Annotated in this window: 24 protein-coding genes; all 24 read left to right on the top strand. The window is 54.1% G+C overall.

The window, feature by feature from the left end; all coding sequences use genetic code 11:
- The first annotated feature begins 114 nt into the window (after positions 1-114).
- The 24 genes from rpsL (at position 115) to rpmD (ending at position 13,384) form a co-directional block, all read left to right on the top strand.
- Entirely contained in the window at positions 115-486 is a 372-nt protein-coding gene (gene rpsL / locus ACP7CZ_RS26450; protein ID WP_002555494.1) for a 30S ribosomal protein S12, read from the top strand.
- A gap of 118 nt (positions 487-604) precedes the next feature.
- Positions 605-1,075 (top strand): 30S ribosomal protein S7, encoded by a 471-nt coding sequence (gene rpsG / locus ACP7CZ_RS26445; RefSeq protein ID WP_002555493.1) that lies wholly within the window; start codon positions 605-607, stop codon positions 1,073-1,075.
- 30 nt (positions 1,076-1,105) lie between these two features.
- On the top strand, positions 1,106-3,211 hold the full coding sequence (gene fusA, locus ACP7CZ_RS26440) for an elongation factor G (RefSeq protein ID WP_003194651.1): 2,106 nt from the start codon (positions 1,106-1,108) through the stop codon (positions 3,209-3,211).
- Positions 3,212-3,241: 30 nt separating this feature from the next.
- A complete protein-coding gene (gene tuf, locus ACP7CZ_RS26435; protein ID WP_005791980.1) occupies positions 3,242-4,435 on the top strand; it encodes an elongation factor Tu in 1,194 nt (397 codons plus the stop codon).
- A gap of 158 nt (positions 4,436-4,593) precedes the next feature.
- Entirely contained in the window at positions 4,594-4,905 is a 312-nt protein-coding gene (gene rpsJ, locus ACP7CZ_RS26430; RefSeq protein ID WP_003186070.1) for a 30S ribosomal protein S10, read from the top strand.
- Between the two features lie 81 nt (positions 4,906-4,986).
- The gene (gene rplC, locus ACP7CZ_RS26425; protein WP_003194649.1) at positions 4,987-5,622 is read left to right on the top strand and encodes a 50S ribosomal protein L3; all 636 of its coding nucleotides are present in this window, start codon (positions 4,987-4,989) and stop codon (positions 5,620-5,622) included.
- Between the two features lie 12 nt (positions 5,623-5,634).
- Positions 5,635-6,237, top strand: a complete 603-nt coding sequence (rplD, locus tag ACP7CZ_RS26420; RefSeq protein WP_003176424.1) for a 50S ribosomal protein L4 — start codon at positions 5,635-5,637, stop codon at positions 6,235-6,237.
- Positions 6,234-6,533, top strand: coding sequence for a 50S ribosomal protein L23 (gene rplW / locus ACP7CZ_RS26415; protein ID WP_002555488.1), 300 nt, complete (start codon positions 6,234-6,236; stop codon positions 6,531-6,533). The genes rplD and rplW overlap by 4 nt, the downstream gene beginning before the upstream one ends.
- Positions 6,534-6,547: 14 nt before the next feature.
- Positions 6,548-7,372 (top strand): 50S ribosomal protein L2, encoded by an 825-nt coding sequence (gene rplB, locus ACP7CZ_RS26410; RefSeq protein WP_003186055.1) that lies wholly within the window; start codon positions 6,548-6,550, stop codon positions 7,370-7,372.
- A gap of 16 nt (positions 7,373-7,388) precedes the next feature.
- Complete coding sequence (gene rpsS / locus ACP7CZ_RS26405) at positions 7,389-7,664, top strand: 30S ribosomal protein S19 (RefSeq protein WP_002555486.1); 276 nt, start codon at positions 7,389-7,391, stop codon at positions 7,662-7,664.
- Between the two features lie 11 nt (positions 7,665-7,675).
- Positions 7,676-8,008, top strand: a complete 333-nt coding sequence (gene rplV / locus ACP7CZ_RS26400; protein ID WP_003103908.1) for a 50S ribosomal protein L22 — start codon at positions 7,676-7,678, stop codon at positions 8,006-8,008.
- Positions 8,009-8,021: 13 nt separating this feature from the next.
- On the top strand, positions 8,022-8,708 hold the full coding sequence (gene rpsC / locus ACP7CZ_RS26395) for a 30S ribosomal protein S3 (RefSeq protein ID WP_003176422.1): 687 nt from the start codon (positions 8,022-8,024) through the stop codon (positions 8,706-8,708).
- 12 nt (positions 8,709-8,720) lie between these two features.
- Positions 8,721-9,134, top strand: a complete 414-nt coding sequence (gene rplP, locus ACP7CZ_RS26390) for a 50S ribosomal protein L16 (RefSeq protein WP_003176421.1) — start codon at positions 8,721-8,723, stop codon at positions 9,132-9,134.
- Positions 9,134-9,325: a 50S ribosomal protein L29 gene (rpmC, locus tag ACP7CZ_RS26385; protein WP_002555481.1), complete on the top strand. Its 192-nt coding sequence runs from the start codon at positions 9,134-9,136 to the stop codon at positions 9,323-9,325. The genes rplP and rpmC overlap by 1 nt, the downstream gene beginning before the upstream one ends.
- Positions 9,326-9,327: 2 nt before the next feature.
- Positions 9,328-9,594 carry a 30S ribosomal protein S17 gene (gene rpsQ, locus ACP7CZ_RS26380; protein ID WP_003194644.1) on the top strand — a complete coding sequence of 89 codons (267 nt, stop codon included), beginning with the start codon at positions 9,328-9,330 and terminating at the stop codon, positions 9,592-9,594.
- Between the two features lie 23 nt (positions 9,595-9,617).
- Positions 9,618-9,986 carry a 50S ribosomal protein L14 gene (gene rplN / locus ACP7CZ_RS26375; RefSeq protein ID WP_002555479.1) on the top strand — a complete coding sequence of 123 codons (369 nt, stop codon included), beginning with the start codon at positions 9,618-9,620 and terminating at the stop codon, positions 9,984-9,986.
- 11 nt (positions 9,987-9,997) lie between these two features.
- Positions 9,998-10,312, top strand: coding sequence for a 50S ribosomal protein L24 (rplX, locus tag ACP7CZ_RS26370; protein WP_003176416.1), 315 nt, complete (start codon positions 9,998-10,000; stop codon positions 10,310-10,312).
- Positions 10,313-10,334: 22 nt separating this feature from the next.
- Positions 10,335-10,874 carry a 50S ribosomal protein L5 gene (rplE, locus tag ACP7CZ_RS26365; protein WP_003194642.1) on the top strand — a complete coding sequence of 180 codons (540 nt, stop codon included), beginning with the start codon at positions 10,335-10,337 and terminating at the stop codon, positions 10,872-10,874.
- A 13-nt stretch (positions 10,875-10,887) separates the two neighbouring features.
- Positions 10,888-11,193, top strand: coding sequence for a 30S ribosomal protein S14 (gene rpsN, locus ACP7CZ_RS26360; RefSeq protein WP_003176414.1), 306 nt, complete (start codon positions 10,888-10,890; stop codon positions 11,191-11,193).
- Between the two features lie 208 nt (positions 11,194-11,401).
- Positions 11,402-11,794, top strand: a complete 393-nt coding sequence (gene rpsH, locus ACP7CZ_RS26355) for a 30S ribosomal protein S8 (protein ID WP_003176413.1) — start codon at positions 11,402-11,404, stop codon at positions 11,792-11,794.
- 12 nt (positions 11,795-11,806) lie between these two features.
- Positions 11,807-12,340: a 50S ribosomal protein L6 gene (gene rplF / locus ACP7CZ_RS26350; RefSeq protein WP_003194640.1), complete on the top strand. Its 534-nt coding sequence runs from the start codon at positions 11,807-11,809 to the stop codon at positions 12,338-12,340.
- Between the two features lie 10 nt (positions 12,341-12,350).
- Complete coding sequence (rplR, locus tag ACP7CZ_RS26345) at positions 12,351-12,701, top strand: 50S ribosomal protein L18 (RefSeq protein WP_003186037.1); 351 nt, start codon at positions 12,351-12,353, stop codon at positions 12,699-12,701.
- Between the two features lie 3 nt (positions 12,702-12,704).
- Entirely contained in the window at positions 12,705-13,205 is a 501-nt protein-coding gene (rpsE, locus tag ACP7CZ_RS26340) for a 30S ribosomal protein S5 (protein WP_003176409.1), read from the top strand.
- A 2-nt stretch (positions 13,206-13,207) separates the two neighbouring features.
- Positions 13,208-13,384 (top strand): 50S ribosomal protein L30, encoded by a 177-nt coding sequence (rpmD, locus tag ACP7CZ_RS26335; RefSeq protein WP_003176408.1) that lies wholly within the window; start codon positions 13,208-13,210, stop codon positions 13,382-13,384.
- The last annotated feature ends 2 nt before the right edge of the window (positions 13,385-13,386 follow it).

The following is a 13,386-nucleotide window of genomic DNA, read 5'->3' as shown; positions in this document are numbered from 1 at the left end:
GGGGACAAGATCCTCTTTAGACTCTTGTACCCCTAAATTTGGCGGGAATTCGTTCCTGCCATTTTGCTTTTCTTGCAAGACAATAGCGTCGCAAGACAACAGTGGAGCTAGTAGATGGCAACTATCAACCAGCTGGTACGTCAGCCGCGTAAGCGTATCGTCGAGAAATCCGACGTACCTGCGCTGCAGAACTGCCCGCAACGTCGTGGCGTATGCACCCGTGTGTATACCACCACGCCGAAAAAACCTAACTCGGCACTGCGTAAAGTATGCCGTGTGCGTCTGACCAACGGTTTCGAGGTTTCCTCGTACATCGGCGGTGAAGGCCACAACCTGCAAGAGCACAGCGTGGTACTGATCCGCGGCGGTCGTGTAAAAGACTTGCCAGGTGTTCGTTATCACACCGTACGCGGTTCCTTGGATACTTCCGGCGTTAAAGGTCGTAACCAGGGTCGTTCGAAGTACGGTACCAAGAAGCCTAAGTAGTAGCGGCTTTTTGTAAACCTGAATCATCTTATTTTCTGAGTCGATAAGAGTAAGGTCGGAGGCGTCCCGAAAGGGCACCGATTCCGAGCGAACCTGAAGACCGTTTGAGGGCTTATCCATGCCAAGAAGACGCGTAGCAGCCAAGCGCGAAGTGCTTGACGATCCAAAATACGGAAGCCAAATCCTGGCCAAGTTCATGAACCACGTGATGGAAAGCGGCAAGAAAGCCGTTGCCGAGCGTATCGTTTATGGCGCGCTGGAAAAGGTTAAAGAACGCAAGAACAGCGACCCCCTGGAAATCTTCGAGAAAGCTCTCGACGCCATCGCTCCGCTGGTCGAAGTGAAGTCGCGCCGTGTAGGCGGTGCTACTTACCAGGTTCCGGTTGAAGTTCGCCCGTCCCGTCGTAACGCTCTGGCAATGCGCTGGTTGGTAGACTTCGCCCGTAAGCGCGGCGAGAAGTCTATGGCTCTGCGTTTGGCCGGCGAACTGTTGGACGCTGCTGAAGGTAAAGGTGCTGCTGTTAAGAAGCGTGAAGACGTGCACCGTATGGCTGAAGCCAACAAAGCTTTCTCGCACTACCGCTTCTAATTTTAGCTTCACTAATTTTGCGAGGGCTTTATGGCTCGTACTACTCCGATTAGCCGCTACCGTAACATCGGTATCGTCGCTCACGTGGATGCTGGTAAAACCACCACCACCGAGCGCGTACTGTTTTACACCGGCAAAAGTCACAAAATGGGCGAGGTGCATGACGGCGCCGCGACCACGGACTGGATGGTTCAGGAGCAGGAGCGTGGTATTACCATTACTTCTGCTGCTATTACCGCCTTCTGGAAAGGTTCCGAGAAGCAGTACAAAGACGAGCATCGCTTCAACGTAATCGATACCCCGGGCCACGTAGACTTCACCATTGAAGTTGAACGTTCCCTGCGCGTACTCGACGGCGCTGTCGTTGTGTTCTGCGGCACCTCGGGTGTTGAGCCTCAGTCGGAAACCGTATGGCGTCAAGCCAACAAGTACGGTGTTCCACGTCTTGTTTATGTAAACAAGATGGACCGTGCTGGTGCCAACTTCCTGCGCGTGATCGGTCAGATCAAGCAGCGTCTGGGTCACACTCCGGTGCCTATCCAGTTGGCTATCGGTTCCGAAGACAACTTCCAGGGTCAGATCGATCTGATCAACATGGAAGCTGTTTACTGGAATGATTCCGACAAGGGTATGGTTCCTGTTCGTAAGCCTATCCCTGAAGAACTTCAGGAACTGGCTGATGAGTGGCGCAACAACATGGTTGAGGCTGCTGCCGAAGCCAGCGAAGAGCTGATGAACAAATACCTCGAAGGTGAAGAGCTCACCAACGTGGAAATCAAGGCCGCTCTGCGTCAGCGTACTATCGCTGGTGAGATCGTCTTGGCTGTTTGCGGTTCCTCGTTCAAGAACAAGGGTGTTCCCCTGGTTCTCGACGCCGTTATCGACTACCTGCCTGCTCCAACCGACATTCCTGCTATCAAGGGTTCCAACCCTGATAACGAGGAAGAAGAAATGGAGCGTCACGCCGATGACAACGAGCCGTTCTCGGCTCTGGCGTTCAAGATCGCTACCGACCCATTCGTGGGTACTTTGACCTTCGTTCGCGTTTACTCGGGCGTGTTGGCCTCCGGCGACGGCGTGATCAACTCGGTTAAAGGCAAGAAAGAGCGCGTGGGTCGTATGGTGCAAATGCACGCAAACGCCCGTGAAGAGATCAAGGAAGTACGCGCTGGTGACATCGCGGCCCTGATCGGCATGAAGGACGTCACCACTGGTGAGACTTTGTGCGACGCTGCCAAGCCAATCATCCTGGTTCGCATGGACTTCCCGGAGCCGGTTATTTCGGTTGCCGTAGAGCCTAAGACCAAGGATGACCAGGAAAAAATGGGTATCGCTCTGGGCAAGCTTGCTCAGGAAGATCCATCTTTCCGCGTCAAGACTGATGAAGAGACTGGTCAAACGATCATCTCCGGCATGGGCGAGCTGCACTTGGACATCCTGGTTGACCGGATGCGCCGTGAGTTCAACGTCGAAGCCAACATCGGTAAGCCTCAGGTTTCCTATCGTGAGCGCATCACGAAGAACTGTGAAATCGAAGGCAAGTTCGTTCGTCAATCCGGCGGTCGTGGTCAGTTCGGTCACTGCTGGATCCGTTTTGCTCCTGCTGACGAAGGTCAGGAAGGTCTGCAATTCGTGAACGAAGTAGTAGGTGGTGTTGTTCCTAAGGAATACATCCCTGCTATCCAGAAGGGTATCGAAGAGCAGATGAAGAACGGTGTTGTTGCCGGCTATCCGCTGATCGGCCTGAAAGCAACCGTTTTTGACGGTTCTTACCACGACGTCGACTCCAACGAGATGGCGTTTAAGGTGGCTGCTTCCATGGCAACCAAGCAACTGGCCCAGAAGGGCGGTGGTGAGTTGCTTGAGCCAATCATGGCGGTAGAAGTTGTTACACCTGAAGACTATATGGGTGATGTCATGGGCGACCTTAACCGTCGTCGCGGCATGATCTTGGGTATGGAAGACACGGTTTCCGGCAAAGTGATTCGCGCCGAGGTTCCGTTGGGTGAGATGTTCGGTTATGCGACCGACGTTCGCTCCATGTCCCAGGGTCGCGCAAGCTACTCTATGGAATTCAAAAAATACAACACAGCTCCGGCGCACATCGCTGAAACTGTATCCAAAAAACAAGGCTGATTCAGTCCTTTAGGCAAGGAGTTAATTGTCGTGGCTAAAGAAAAATTTGATCGTTCCCTACCGCACGTAAACGTTGGCACCATCGGCCACGTTGACCACGGTAAAACCACTCTGACCGCTGCTCTGACTCGCGTCTGCTCCGAAGTTTTCGGTTCGGCTCGTGTTGACTTCGACAAGATCGACAGCGCACCAGAAGAAAAAGCTCGTGGTATCACCATCAACACCGCGCACGTTGAGTACAACTCGACTATTCGTCACTACGCTCACGTTGACTGCCCAGGTCACGCTGACTACGTGAAGAACATGATCACTGGTGCTGCCCAGATGGACGGCGCTATCCTGGTTTGCTCGGCCGCTGATGGTCCGATGCCACAAACCCGTGAGCACATCCTGCTGTCCCGCCAGGTTGGCGTTCCGTACATCGTGGTTTTCCTGAACAAGGCTGACCTGGTAGACGACGCTGAGCTGCTGGAACTGGTTGAGATGGAAGTGCGCGATCTGCTGAGCACTTACGACTTCCCGGGCGACGACACTCCGATCATCATCGGTTCTGCTCGTATGGCTCTGGAAGGCAACGACGAAAACGAAATGGGCACCACTGCCGTTCGTAAACTGGTTGAAACTCTGGACAGCTACATCCCAGAACCAGTTCGTCTGACCGACAAGCCGTTCCTGATGCCAATCGAAGACGTATTCTCGATCTCCGGTCGCGGTACTGTTGTGACTGGTCGTATCGAGCGCGGTATCGTTCGCGTTCAGGATCCACTGGAAATCGTTGGTCTGCGTGACACTACTGTCACCACCTGCACCGGTGTTGAAATGTTCCGCAAACTGCTCGACGAAGGTCGTGCTGGCGAGAACTGCGGCGTTCTGCTGCGTGGTACCAAGCGTGACGACGTTGAGCGTGGCCAGGTTCTGGTTAAGCCGGGTTCGGTCAAGCCGCACACCAAGTTCACCGCAGAAGTTTACGTTCTGAGCAAAGAAGAAGGCGGCCGTCATACTCCGTTCTTCAAAGGCTACCGTCCACAGTTCTACTTCCGTACTACTGACGTGACCGGTAACTGCGAATTGCCAGAAGGCGTTGAAATGGTAATGCCAGGCGATAACATTCAAATGACTGTTACCCTGATCAAAACCATCGCAATGGAAGACGGTCTGCGCTTCGCTATCCGTGAAGGCGGCCGTACCGTTGGTGCTGGCGTTGTAGCTAAAATCATCGAGTAATCTCTCTTTTGAGTGAGCTCTGATGTTTTGAAAAGGCCCCCGCTTAGCGGGGGCCTTTTTTATTGGGTTGACACCTATCTAGGGCGTCTATAGAATTGCGCCTCCTTTTAACGGGCGTATTGCGCCCGGTGGGAATAGCAGCCGGAGTCTGAAATCCAATGCAAAATCAGCAAATCCGTATCAGGTTGAAGGCTTTTGACCATCGCCTGATCGACCAATCCACCCAGGAAATCGTGGAAACCGCGAAACGTACTGGTGCTCAAGTGCGTGGTCCAATTCCACTGCCTACCCGTAAAGAGCGGTTCACCGTTCTGGTCTCCCCGCACGTCAACAAAGACGCGCGTGACCAGTACGAGATCCGTACTCATAAGCGCGTACTGGACATCGTCCAGCCAACGGATAAAACCGTTGATGCACTTATGAAGCTCGATCTGGCGGCCGGTGTGGAAGTACAGATCAGCCTCGGCTAAGACTTGGGTCTTAGTCGTGTAACGCTCTGAAATGGGCGGCCATAGCGGGTGAAAGCCCCGTACACTCATGAGGTTTACAACATGACTATTGGTGTAGTCGGTCGTAAATGCGGTATGACCCGTATTTTCACCGAAGAAGGTGTCTCCATTCCGGTCACGGTCATTGAGATCGAACCGAATCGCGTCACCCAGTTCAAAACTGAAGAAACCGATGGCTATCGTGCAGTGCAAGTCACTGTCGGCGAGCGTCGTGCTTCGCGCGTGACTGCTGCTCAAGCAGGTCACTTCGCTAAAGCAAACGTTGCAGCTGGTCGTACTGTCATGGAGTTCCGTCTTGAAGACGGCGACTACCAGGCTGGCGATCTGATCAACGCTGAAATCTTCGCCGCTGGTCAACTGGTTGATGTAACCGGTCAGTCCAAGGGTAAAGGCTTCCAGGGTACGATCAAGCGTTGGAATTTCCGTGGTCAAGACAACACTCACGGTAACTCCGTTTCCCACCGCGTCCCGGGCTCTATTGGCCAGTGCCAGACTCCTGGTCGTGTATTCAAGGGCAAAAAAATGTCCGGTCATATGGGCGCTGAGCGCGTGACCGTGCAGTCCCTCGAAGTAGTGCGCGTCGACGCTGAACGCAATCTGTTGTTGGTCAAGGGTGCTGTTCCTGGCGCTACTGGCGGCAACCTGGTTGTACGTCCAGCGGCCAAGGCTCGCGGTTAAGGGGAAGCTGACATGCAATTAAATGTAAATGACGCTCAAGCGATCGAAGTTTCCGAACTGACATTTGGCGGCGAATTCAACGAGACGCTCGTTCACCAAGCAGTCGTGGCCTACATGGCCGGCGGCCGTCAAGGTAGCAAGCAGCAAAAGACCCGTTCCGACGTACGTGGTGGCGGTAAGCGCCCTTGGCGTCAGAAAGGCACTGGCCGTGCTCGTGCCGGTACTATCCGTAGCCCAATCTGGCGTGGCGGCGGTACCACTTTCGCAGCTCGTCCACAGGATCACTCTCAGAAGCTCAACAAGAAGATGTACCGCGCAGCACTGCGCTCCATCCTTGCTGAACTCGTGCGTACTGATCGTCTGGTCGTGGTTCAGGACTTCGCTGTTGAAAGTCCAAAAACCAAAGATCTGCTGGGCAAACTGAACAACATGAGCCTGACCGACGTTTTGATCGTGTCCGAAGCTGTTGATCAGAACCTGTACCTGGCTGCTCGCAACCTGCCACACGTTGATGTACGTGACGTGCAAGGTTCCGATCCAGTTAGTCTGATCGCATACGACAAGGTGTTGATCACCGTGTCGGCCGTGAAGAAATTCGAGGAGCTGCTGGGATGAACCAGGAACGCGTATTTAAAGTTCTGCTTGGCCCGCACGTTTCCGAAAAGGCTACGGTTCTGGCTGACAAGAAAGGCCAGTTCGTTTTCAAGGTTGCAACTGACGCAACCAAGCTGGAAATCAAGAAGGCCGTCGAAAGCCTGTTCAGCGTGAAAGTAGAGCGTGTTACTACCCTGAATGTTCTGGGTAAGAGCAAGCGCACTGCTCGCGGTCTGGGCAAGCGTAATGACTGGAAGAAGGCAGTTATCTCCCTTCAGCCAGGCCAAGATCTCGATTTCAGCAGCAGTGCTGAGTAAGGAAGGGGTGCATCATGGCAATCGTTAAATGCAAACCGACTTCCCCTGGCCGCCGTTTTGTGGTCAAGGTGGTCAACCAGGAGCTGCATAAAGGCGCTCCTCACGCACCGCTGCTCGAGAAAAAATCGAAGTCTGGTGGTCGTAACAACAATGGTCGTATTACCACTCGTCACATCGGTGGTGGCCATAAGCAGCATTATCGTCTGGTCGACTTCCGTCGCAACGACAAAGATGGCATCGCTGCCACTGTCGAGCGTATCGAATACGATCCAAACCGTACTGCTCACATCGCTCTGCTGCTGTACGCAGATGGCGAGCGTCGCTACATCATCGCCCCTAAAGGCGTGAGTGCTGGCGACCAGCTGATCGCAGGTGCTCTGGCACCGATCAAGCCGGGCAACGCTCTGCAACTGCGTAACATTCCAGTTGGTAGCACCGTACACGGCATCGAATTGAAGCCAGGTAAAGGCGCACAGATCGCTCGTTCCGCTGGTGCTTCGGCTCAGTTGATCGCTCGTGAAGGTGTCTACGTGACCCTGCGTCTGCGTTCTGGTGAGATGCGTAAAGTACTGGCTGAATGCCGTGCGACCCTGGGCGAAGTCTCGAACTCCGAGCACAGCCTGCGTTCGTTGGGTAAAGCTGGTGCCAAACGCTGGCGTGGCGTTCGCCCAACCGTTCGTGGTGTTGCCATGAACCCGGTTGACCACCCACACGGTGGTGGTGAAGGTCGTACCTCTGGTGGTCGTCATCCGGTATCGCCATGGGGCTTCCCGACTAAGGGCGCGAAGACTCGTGGTAATAAGCGTACCGACAAAATGATCGTCCGTCGTCGCAAGTAAATAGAGGGATACGACAGTGCCACGTTCTCTGAAAAAAGGTCCTTTTATTGATCTTCACCTACTGAAGAAGATCGAAGTGGCGGCGGAAAAGAACGATCGCAAACCAGTTAAGACCTGGTCGCGTCGTTCGATGATCCTGCCACAAATGGTCGGTCTGACCATCGCAGTACACAACGGTCGTCAACACGTCCCAGTTCTCGTTAACGAAGACATGGTCGGCCACAAACTGGGCGAGTTTGCCGGTACCCGCACTTATCGTGGGCACGTGGCAGACAAGAAAGCCAAGCGTTAAGGGGTTAGGAAATGGAAGTAGCCGCTAAGTTGTCGGGCGCTCGAATCTCCGCCCAGAAAGCCCGCTTGGTCGCCGACCAGATCCGCGGGAAGAAGGTGGGCGAAGCGCTCAACCTGTTGGCTTTCAGCAGTAAGAAAGCCGCCGAGATCATGAAGAAAGTGCTGGAGTCGGCCGTAGCCAACGCCGAGCATAACGAAGGCGCAGACGTTGATGACCTGAAGGTCAGCACCGTTTTCGTCAACGAAGGGCGTTCGCTGAAGCGCATCATGCCACGTGCCAAAGGCCGTGCTGATCGCATCGTCAAGCGGTCTTGCCATATCACTGTCAAGGTTGCTGACAAGTAACGGAGTCGAAGAGATGGGTCAGAAAGTACATCCCATTGGCATTCGCCTGGGAATCGTCAAGGAGCACACCTCCGTCTGGTACGCAGACGGTCGGACTTATGCGGACTACTTGTTCGCTGATCTGAAGGTGCGTGAGTATCTCCAAGACAAACTAAAAAGCGCGTCCGTAAGCCGTATCGATATCCATCGTCCGGCGCAAACTGCACGTATCACCATCCACACCGCTCGTCCAGGTATCGTTATCGGGAAGAAAGGTGAAGATGTTGAGAAACTGCGTCAGGACCTGACCAAGCAAATGGGTGTGCCTGTGCACATCAATATCGAAGAGATCCGCAAGCCGGAGCTCGACGGTATGCTGGTTGCGCAGAGCGTAGCTCAGCAGCTGGAGCGTCGCGTAATGTTCCGTCGCGCTATGAAGCGCGCCGTACAGAACGCCATGCGCATTGGTGCCAAAGGCATCAAAATCCAAGTGAGCGGTCGTCTCGGCGGTGCTGAAATCGCACGTACTGAATGGTATCGCGAAGGTCGTGTGCCACTGCACACCCTGCGTGCCGACATCGACTATGCCAACTACGAAGCTCACACCACTTACGGTGTGATCGGTGTAAAGGTTTGGATCTTCAAAGGCGAAGTAATTGGTGGTCGCCAAGAAGAACTGAAACCACAAGCACCAGCGCCTCGTAAAAAAGCTGCTAAGTAAGGGGTACGCCAAATGTTGCAACCTAAGCGTACGAAGTTCCGCAAGCAGATGACAGGCCACAACCGTGGTCTGGCTCAGCGCGGTAGCAAAGTCAGCTTCGGCGAGTTCGCGCTGAAGTCTGTAGCTCGTGGTCGTCTCACCGCTCGTCAGATCGAGTCAGCGCGTCGTGCTCTGACCCGTCACGTAAAACGTGGCGGCAAGATCTGGATCCGTGTATTCCCGGACAAGCCGATCTCCAAAAAACCTCTCGAGGTTCGGATGGGTAAAGGTAAGGGTAACGTGGAATACTGGGTAGCCCAGATTCAGCCAGGCAAAGTCCTGTATGAAATCGAGGGTGTTTCTGAAGAGCTGGCGCGTGAGGCTTTCGCCCTGGCTGCTGCAAAGCTGCCGCTCGCCACCTCCTTTGTTAAACGGACGGTGATGTGATGAAAGCGAATGAACTTCGTGAAAAATCCGCACAGCAGCTGAACGAGCAACTGCTCGGCCTGCTGCGCGACCAGTTCAATCTGCGTATGCAGAAAGCAACTGGCCAGTTGGGGCAGTCTCATCTGCTCTCGCAAGTTAAGCGTGACATCGCTCGCGTGAAGACTGTGCTCAACCAGCAGGCAGGTAAGTGATCATGGCTGAAGCCGAAAAGACTGTCCGTACGCTGACTGGCCGTGTTGTCAGCGACAAGATGGACAAAACCATCACCGTTTTGATCGAGCGTCGCGTTAAGCACCCGATCTACGGTAAATATGTTAAGCGTTCGACTAAGCTGCACGCGCACGACGAAACCAATCAGTGCCACATCGGCGACAAAGTCACTATTCGTGAAACTCGTCCGATGGCCAAGACCAAGTCTTGGGCACTGGTTGATGTTCTCGAACGCGCTGTGGAAGTCTAAGGACTAGGGGTCGGAGAAATTATATGATTCAGACTCAATCCATGCTCGATGTGGCCGATAACAGCGGCGCTCGCCGTGTTATGTGCATCAAGGTGCTGGGTGGCTCCCATCGTCGTTACGCTGGTATCGGTGACATCATCAAAGTTACCGTGAAGGAAGCAATTCCTCGCGGTAAGGTGAAAAAAGGCCAAGTGATGACTGCTGTTGTAGTCCGCACTCGTCACGGCGTACGTCGTGCTGATGGCTCCATTATCCGCTTTGATGGCAACGCTGCTGTTCTTCTGAACAACAAGCAAGAGCCGATCGGCACCCGTATCTTTGGGCCAGTGACCCGTGAACTTCGTACTGAGAAGTTCATGAAGATCGTCTCGCTCGCCCCAGAAGTGCTGTAAGGAGATCCGACATGCAAAAGATTCGTCGTGACGACGAGATCATCGTGATCGCCGGCAAAGACAAAGGTAAGCGCGGTAAGGTGCTTAAGGTTCTCGCTAATAACCGTCTGGTTATCGGTGGTCTGAACCTGGTCAAGCGTCATACCAAGCCTAACCCGATGTCGGGCGTGCAGGGCGGTATCGTCGAGAAAGAAGCTCCGCTGGACGCTTCTAACGTCGCCATCTTCAACGGCGAAACCAACAAGGCTGACCGCGTTGGTTTCAAAGTAGAAGACGGTAAGAAAATTCGTGTCTTCAAGTCGACCCAAAAAGCGGTTGATGCTTGAACACTGCTAGGTAGATTAGACCATGGCACGACTACAAGAGATTTACCGGAAGGAAATCGCCCCTAAGCTTAAGGAAGAACTTAAGCTCGGGAACGTGATGGAAGTTCCGCGCGTCACCAAAATCACCCTGAACATGGGTCTGGGCGAAGCGATCGGCGACAAAAAAGTCATCGAGCACGCTGTTGCTGACCTGGAAAAGATCACCGGTCAAAAAGTCGTTGTGACTTACGCTCGGAAATCCATCGCTGGCTTTAAAGTCCGTGAAGGTTGGCCGATCGGCGTCAAAGTGACTCTGCGCCGTGAGCGTATGTACGAATTCCTGGATCGTCTGCTGTCGATCTCCCTGCCTCGGGTCCGCGACTTCCGCGGCCTGAATGCCAAGTCCTTCGATGGTCGTGGTAACTACAGCATGGGCGTTAAAGAGCAGATCATCTTCCCGGAAATCGACTACGACAAGATCGATGCTCTCCGCGGTCTGGACATCACCCTGACCACCACTGCCAAGAACGATGATGAAGGCCGCGCTCTGCTGCGTGCGTTCAAATTCCCGTTCCGCAACTGATTGGAGTAGGACCATGGCCAAGATGAGCATGAAAAACCGCGAGCTGAAGCGTCAGCTCACGGTTGCCAAGTACGCCAAGAAGCGTGCAGCACTGAAAGCAATCATCGTTGATCTGAACGCAAGTCCAGAAGCGCGTTGGGAAGCTACAGTTGCTCTGCAGAAGCAGCCACGTGACGCAAGCGCTTCGCGCATGCGTAACCGCTGCCGCCTGACCGGTCGTCCACACGGCGTTTACCGCAAGTTCGGCCTCGGCCGTAACAAACTGCGTGAAGCGGCAATGCGTGGTGACGTACCAGGTCTGGTTAAAGCCAGCTGGTAAGTACTTTCAACGTCCAGGTGGTCGGAATCGCAAGATACTGACCGCCGGTGACCTTGAATCTGGATCAAGCCCCTTTTGGGGCTTGTTTCATTTCTGGAGTATGTCTAAAATACGCGGCTCGCCTGAGCCCGTGTTTTTTGTGCTCGGAGATTCTCGGCGACATATGTAGCCGCAAGGCTAATTTTTTTGTATTAGGAGCGTCTAGCCCATGAGTATGCAGGACCCGTTAGCGGACATGCTAACTCGTATCCGTAATGCCCAGATGGCTGAAAAGTCCGTCGTAAGCATGCCATCTTCCAAGTTGAAGGTGGCTGTTGCCAAAGTCCTGAAAGACGAAGGCTACATTGCGGGTTATCAGATCAGCAGCGAAATCAAACCACTGCTGTCCATCGAGCTGAAGTACTTCGAAGGCCGTTCGGTCATCGAGGAAGTGAAGCGCGTTAGCCGTCCAGGCCTGCGTCAGTACAAGTCCGCTGAAGATCTGCCGAAAGTTCGTGGCGGTCTGGGCGTGTCTATCGTCTCCACCAACAAAGGTGTGATGACGGATCGTGCTGCGCGCGCTGCCGGTGTCGGCGGCGAAGTTCTTTGCACTGTGTTCTAAGGGGGGATAAGCATGTCTCGCGTCGCTAAGAACCCCGTTAAGCTGCCAGCCGGTGTCGAAGTCAAATTCGCAGGCCAACAGCTTTCGGTGAAGGGTGCCAAGGGTACTCTTGAACTGAACATCCATTCGTCCGTTGAGATCGTTGAAGAAGCTGGTGAGCTGCGTTTCGCTGCTCGCAATGGCGATCAACAAACTCGCGCAATGGCCGGTACCACGCGTGCGTTGGTAAACAACATGGTCCAAGGCGTAAGCCAAGGCTTCGAGCGTAAGCTCCAGCTGGTCGGTGTTGGTTACAAAGCGCAAGCAAAAGGCACGGTTTTGAACCTTGCCCTTGGCTTCTCGCACCCAGTGGATTACGAACTGCCAGCGGGCATCACTGCTGAGACTCCTAGCCAGACCGATATCCTGATCAAGGGCATCGACAAGCAGCTGGTAGGTCAAGTGGCCGCTGAGATCCGCGACTTCCGTCCACCAGAGCCGTACAAGGGCAAAGGTGTGCGCTACGCGGACGAAGTCGTCCGTCGTAAAGAAGCCAAGAAGAAGTAGGGCATAGCAAATGACCGACAAAAAAGTTACTCGACTGCGTCGCGCTCGCAAAGCACGCCTGAAAATGCACGAACTCGAAGTCGTGCGTCTCTGCGTGTTCCGCTCGTCGCAGCACATCTACGCCCAGGTCATCTCGGCCGACGGCAACAAAGTCCTGGCAAGCGCCTCGACTTTGGATAAAGAACTGCGTGATGGTGCCACTGGCAACATCGACGCGGCCACAAAGGTTGGCCAGCTGGTCGCTACGCGTGCTAAGGCCGCTGGCGTCTCGCAAGTGGCTTTCGACCGCTCTGGCTTCAAGTACCATGGCCGCGTGAAAGCGCTGGCTGATGCTGCTCGTGAAGCTGGGCTGGAGTTCTAAGTTATGTCAAATAACGACCAAAAGCGCGACGAAGGCTACATTGAGAAGCTGGTTCAAGTTAACCGCGTAGCCAAAACCGTTAAAGGCGGCCGTATCTTCACTTTCACCGCGTTGACCGTGGTGGGTGATGGTAAAGGGCGTGTTGGCTTCGGCCGTGGCAAGTCACGTGAAGTGCCTGCTGCGATCCAGAAGGCAATGGAAGCTGCTCGTCGCAACATGATCCAAGTTGATCTGAACGGCACCACTCTGCAGTACGCAATGAAGTCCGCTCACGGCGCTTCGAAGGTGTACATGCAGCCTGCTTCTGAAGGTACCGGTATCATCGCTGGCGGCGCTATGCGTGCTGTCCTCGAAGTTGCTGGCGTTCAGAACGTTCTGGCCAAGTGCTACGGCTCGACTAACCCGGTAAACGTGGTTCACGCCACTTTCAAGGGTCTGAAGGCTATGCAATCTCCTGAGTCCATCGCTGCCAAGCGTGGCCTGACTGTCAAGGAGATCTTCTGATCATGGCTACCGTTAAAGTAACGCTGATCAAAAGCATGACCGGCCGCATCCCTAACCACAAATTGTGCGTTAAAGGTTTGGGTCTGCGTCGCATCGGTCACACTGTAGAAGTCCAGGATACTCCCGAGAATCGCGGGATGATCAACAAGGCTTACTACATGCTGCGTGTAGAGGGTTAATC

This window comes from Pseudomonas sp. DWP2-2 (assembly GCF_049897065.1).
Lineage (GTDB): Bacteria > Pseudomonadota > Gammaproteobacteria > Pseudomonadales > Pseudomonadaceae > Aquipseudomonas > Aquipseudomonas paracarnis.
This window is presented reverse-complemented; position numbering and strand designations above follow the sequence as displayed.

Coding starts and splice junctions, on each gene's coding strand:
- rplW (WP_002555488.1), top strand. CDS start 6,234: ATGAACCAGGAACGCGTATTTAAAGTTCTGCTTGGCCCGCACGTTTCC.
- rplV (WP_003103908.1), top strand. CDS start 7,676: ATGGAAGTAGCCGCTAAGTTGTCGGGCGCTCGAATCTCCGCCCAGAAA.
- rplP (WP_003176421.1), top strand. CDS start 8,721: ATGTTGCAACCTAAGCGTACGAAGTTCCGCAAGCAGATGACAGGCCAC.
- rplN (WP_002555479.1), top strand. CDS start 9,618: ATGATTCAGACTCAATCCATGCTCGATGTGGCCGATAACAGCGGCGCT.
- rplF (WP_003194640.1), top strand. CDS start 11,807: ATGTCTCGCGTCGCTAAGAACCCCGTTAAGCTGCCAGCCGGTGTCGAA.
- fusA (WP_003194651.1), top strand. CDS start 1,106: ATGGCTCGTACTACTCCGATTAGCCGCTACCGTAACATCGGTATCGTC.
- rplB (WP_003186055.1), top strand. CDS start 6,548: ATGGCAATCGTTAAATGCAAACCGACTTCCCCTGGCCGCCGTTTTGTG.
- rpsQ (WP_003194644.1), top strand. CDS start 9,328: ATGGCTGAAGCCGAAAAGACTGTCCGTACGCTGACTGGCCGTGTTGTC.
- rpsL (WP_002555494.1), top strand. CDS start 115: ATGGCAACTATCAACCAGCTGGTACGTCAGCCGCGTAAGCGTATCGTC.
- rpmD (WP_003176408.1), top strand. CDS start 13,208: ATGGCTACCGTTAAAGTAACGCTGATCAAAAGCATGACCGGCCGCATC.
- rplD (WP_003176424.1), top strand. CDS start 5,635: ATGCAATTAAATGTAAATGACGCTCAAGCGATCGAAGTTTCCGAACTG.
- rpsJ (WP_003186070.1), top strand. CDS start 4,594: ATGCAAAATCAGCAAATCCGTATCAGGTTGAAGGCTTTTGACCATCGC.
- rplR (WP_003186037.1), top strand. CDS start 12,351: ATGACCGACAAAAAAGTTACTCGACTGCGTCGCGCTCGCAAAGCACGC.
- rpsE (WP_003176409.1), top strand. CDS start 12,705: ATGTCAAATAACGACCAAAAGCGCGACGAAGGCTACATTGAGAAGCTG.
- rpsN (WP_003176414.1), top strand. CDS start 10,888: ATGGCCAAGATGAGCATGAAAAACCGCGAGCTGAAGCGTCAGCTCACG.
- rplC (WP_003194649.1), top strand. CDS start 4,987: ATGACTATTGGTGTAGTCGGTCGTAAATGCGGTATGACCCGTATTTTC.
- rplX (WP_003176416.1), top strand. CDS start 9,998: ATGCAAAAGATTCGTCGTGACGACGAGATCATCGTGATCGCCGGCAAA.
- rpsC (WP_003176422.1), top strand. CDS start 8,022: ATGGGTCAGAAAGTACATCCCATTGGCATTCGCCTGGGAATCGTCAAG.
- rpsG (WP_002555493.1), top strand. CDS start 605: ATGCCAAGAAGACGCGTAGCAGCCAAGCGCGAAGTGCTTGACGATCCA.
- rpmC (WP_002555481.1), top strand. CDS start 9,134: ATGAAAGCGAATGAACTTCGTGAAAAATCCGCACAGCAGCTGAACGAG.
- rpsH (WP_003176413.1), top strand. CDS start 11,402: ATGAGTATGCAGGACCCGTTAGCGGACATGCTAACTCGTATCCGTAAT.
- rplE (WP_003194642.1), top strand. CDS start 10,335: ATGGCACGACTACAAGAGATTTACCGGAAGGAAATCGCCCCTAAGCTT.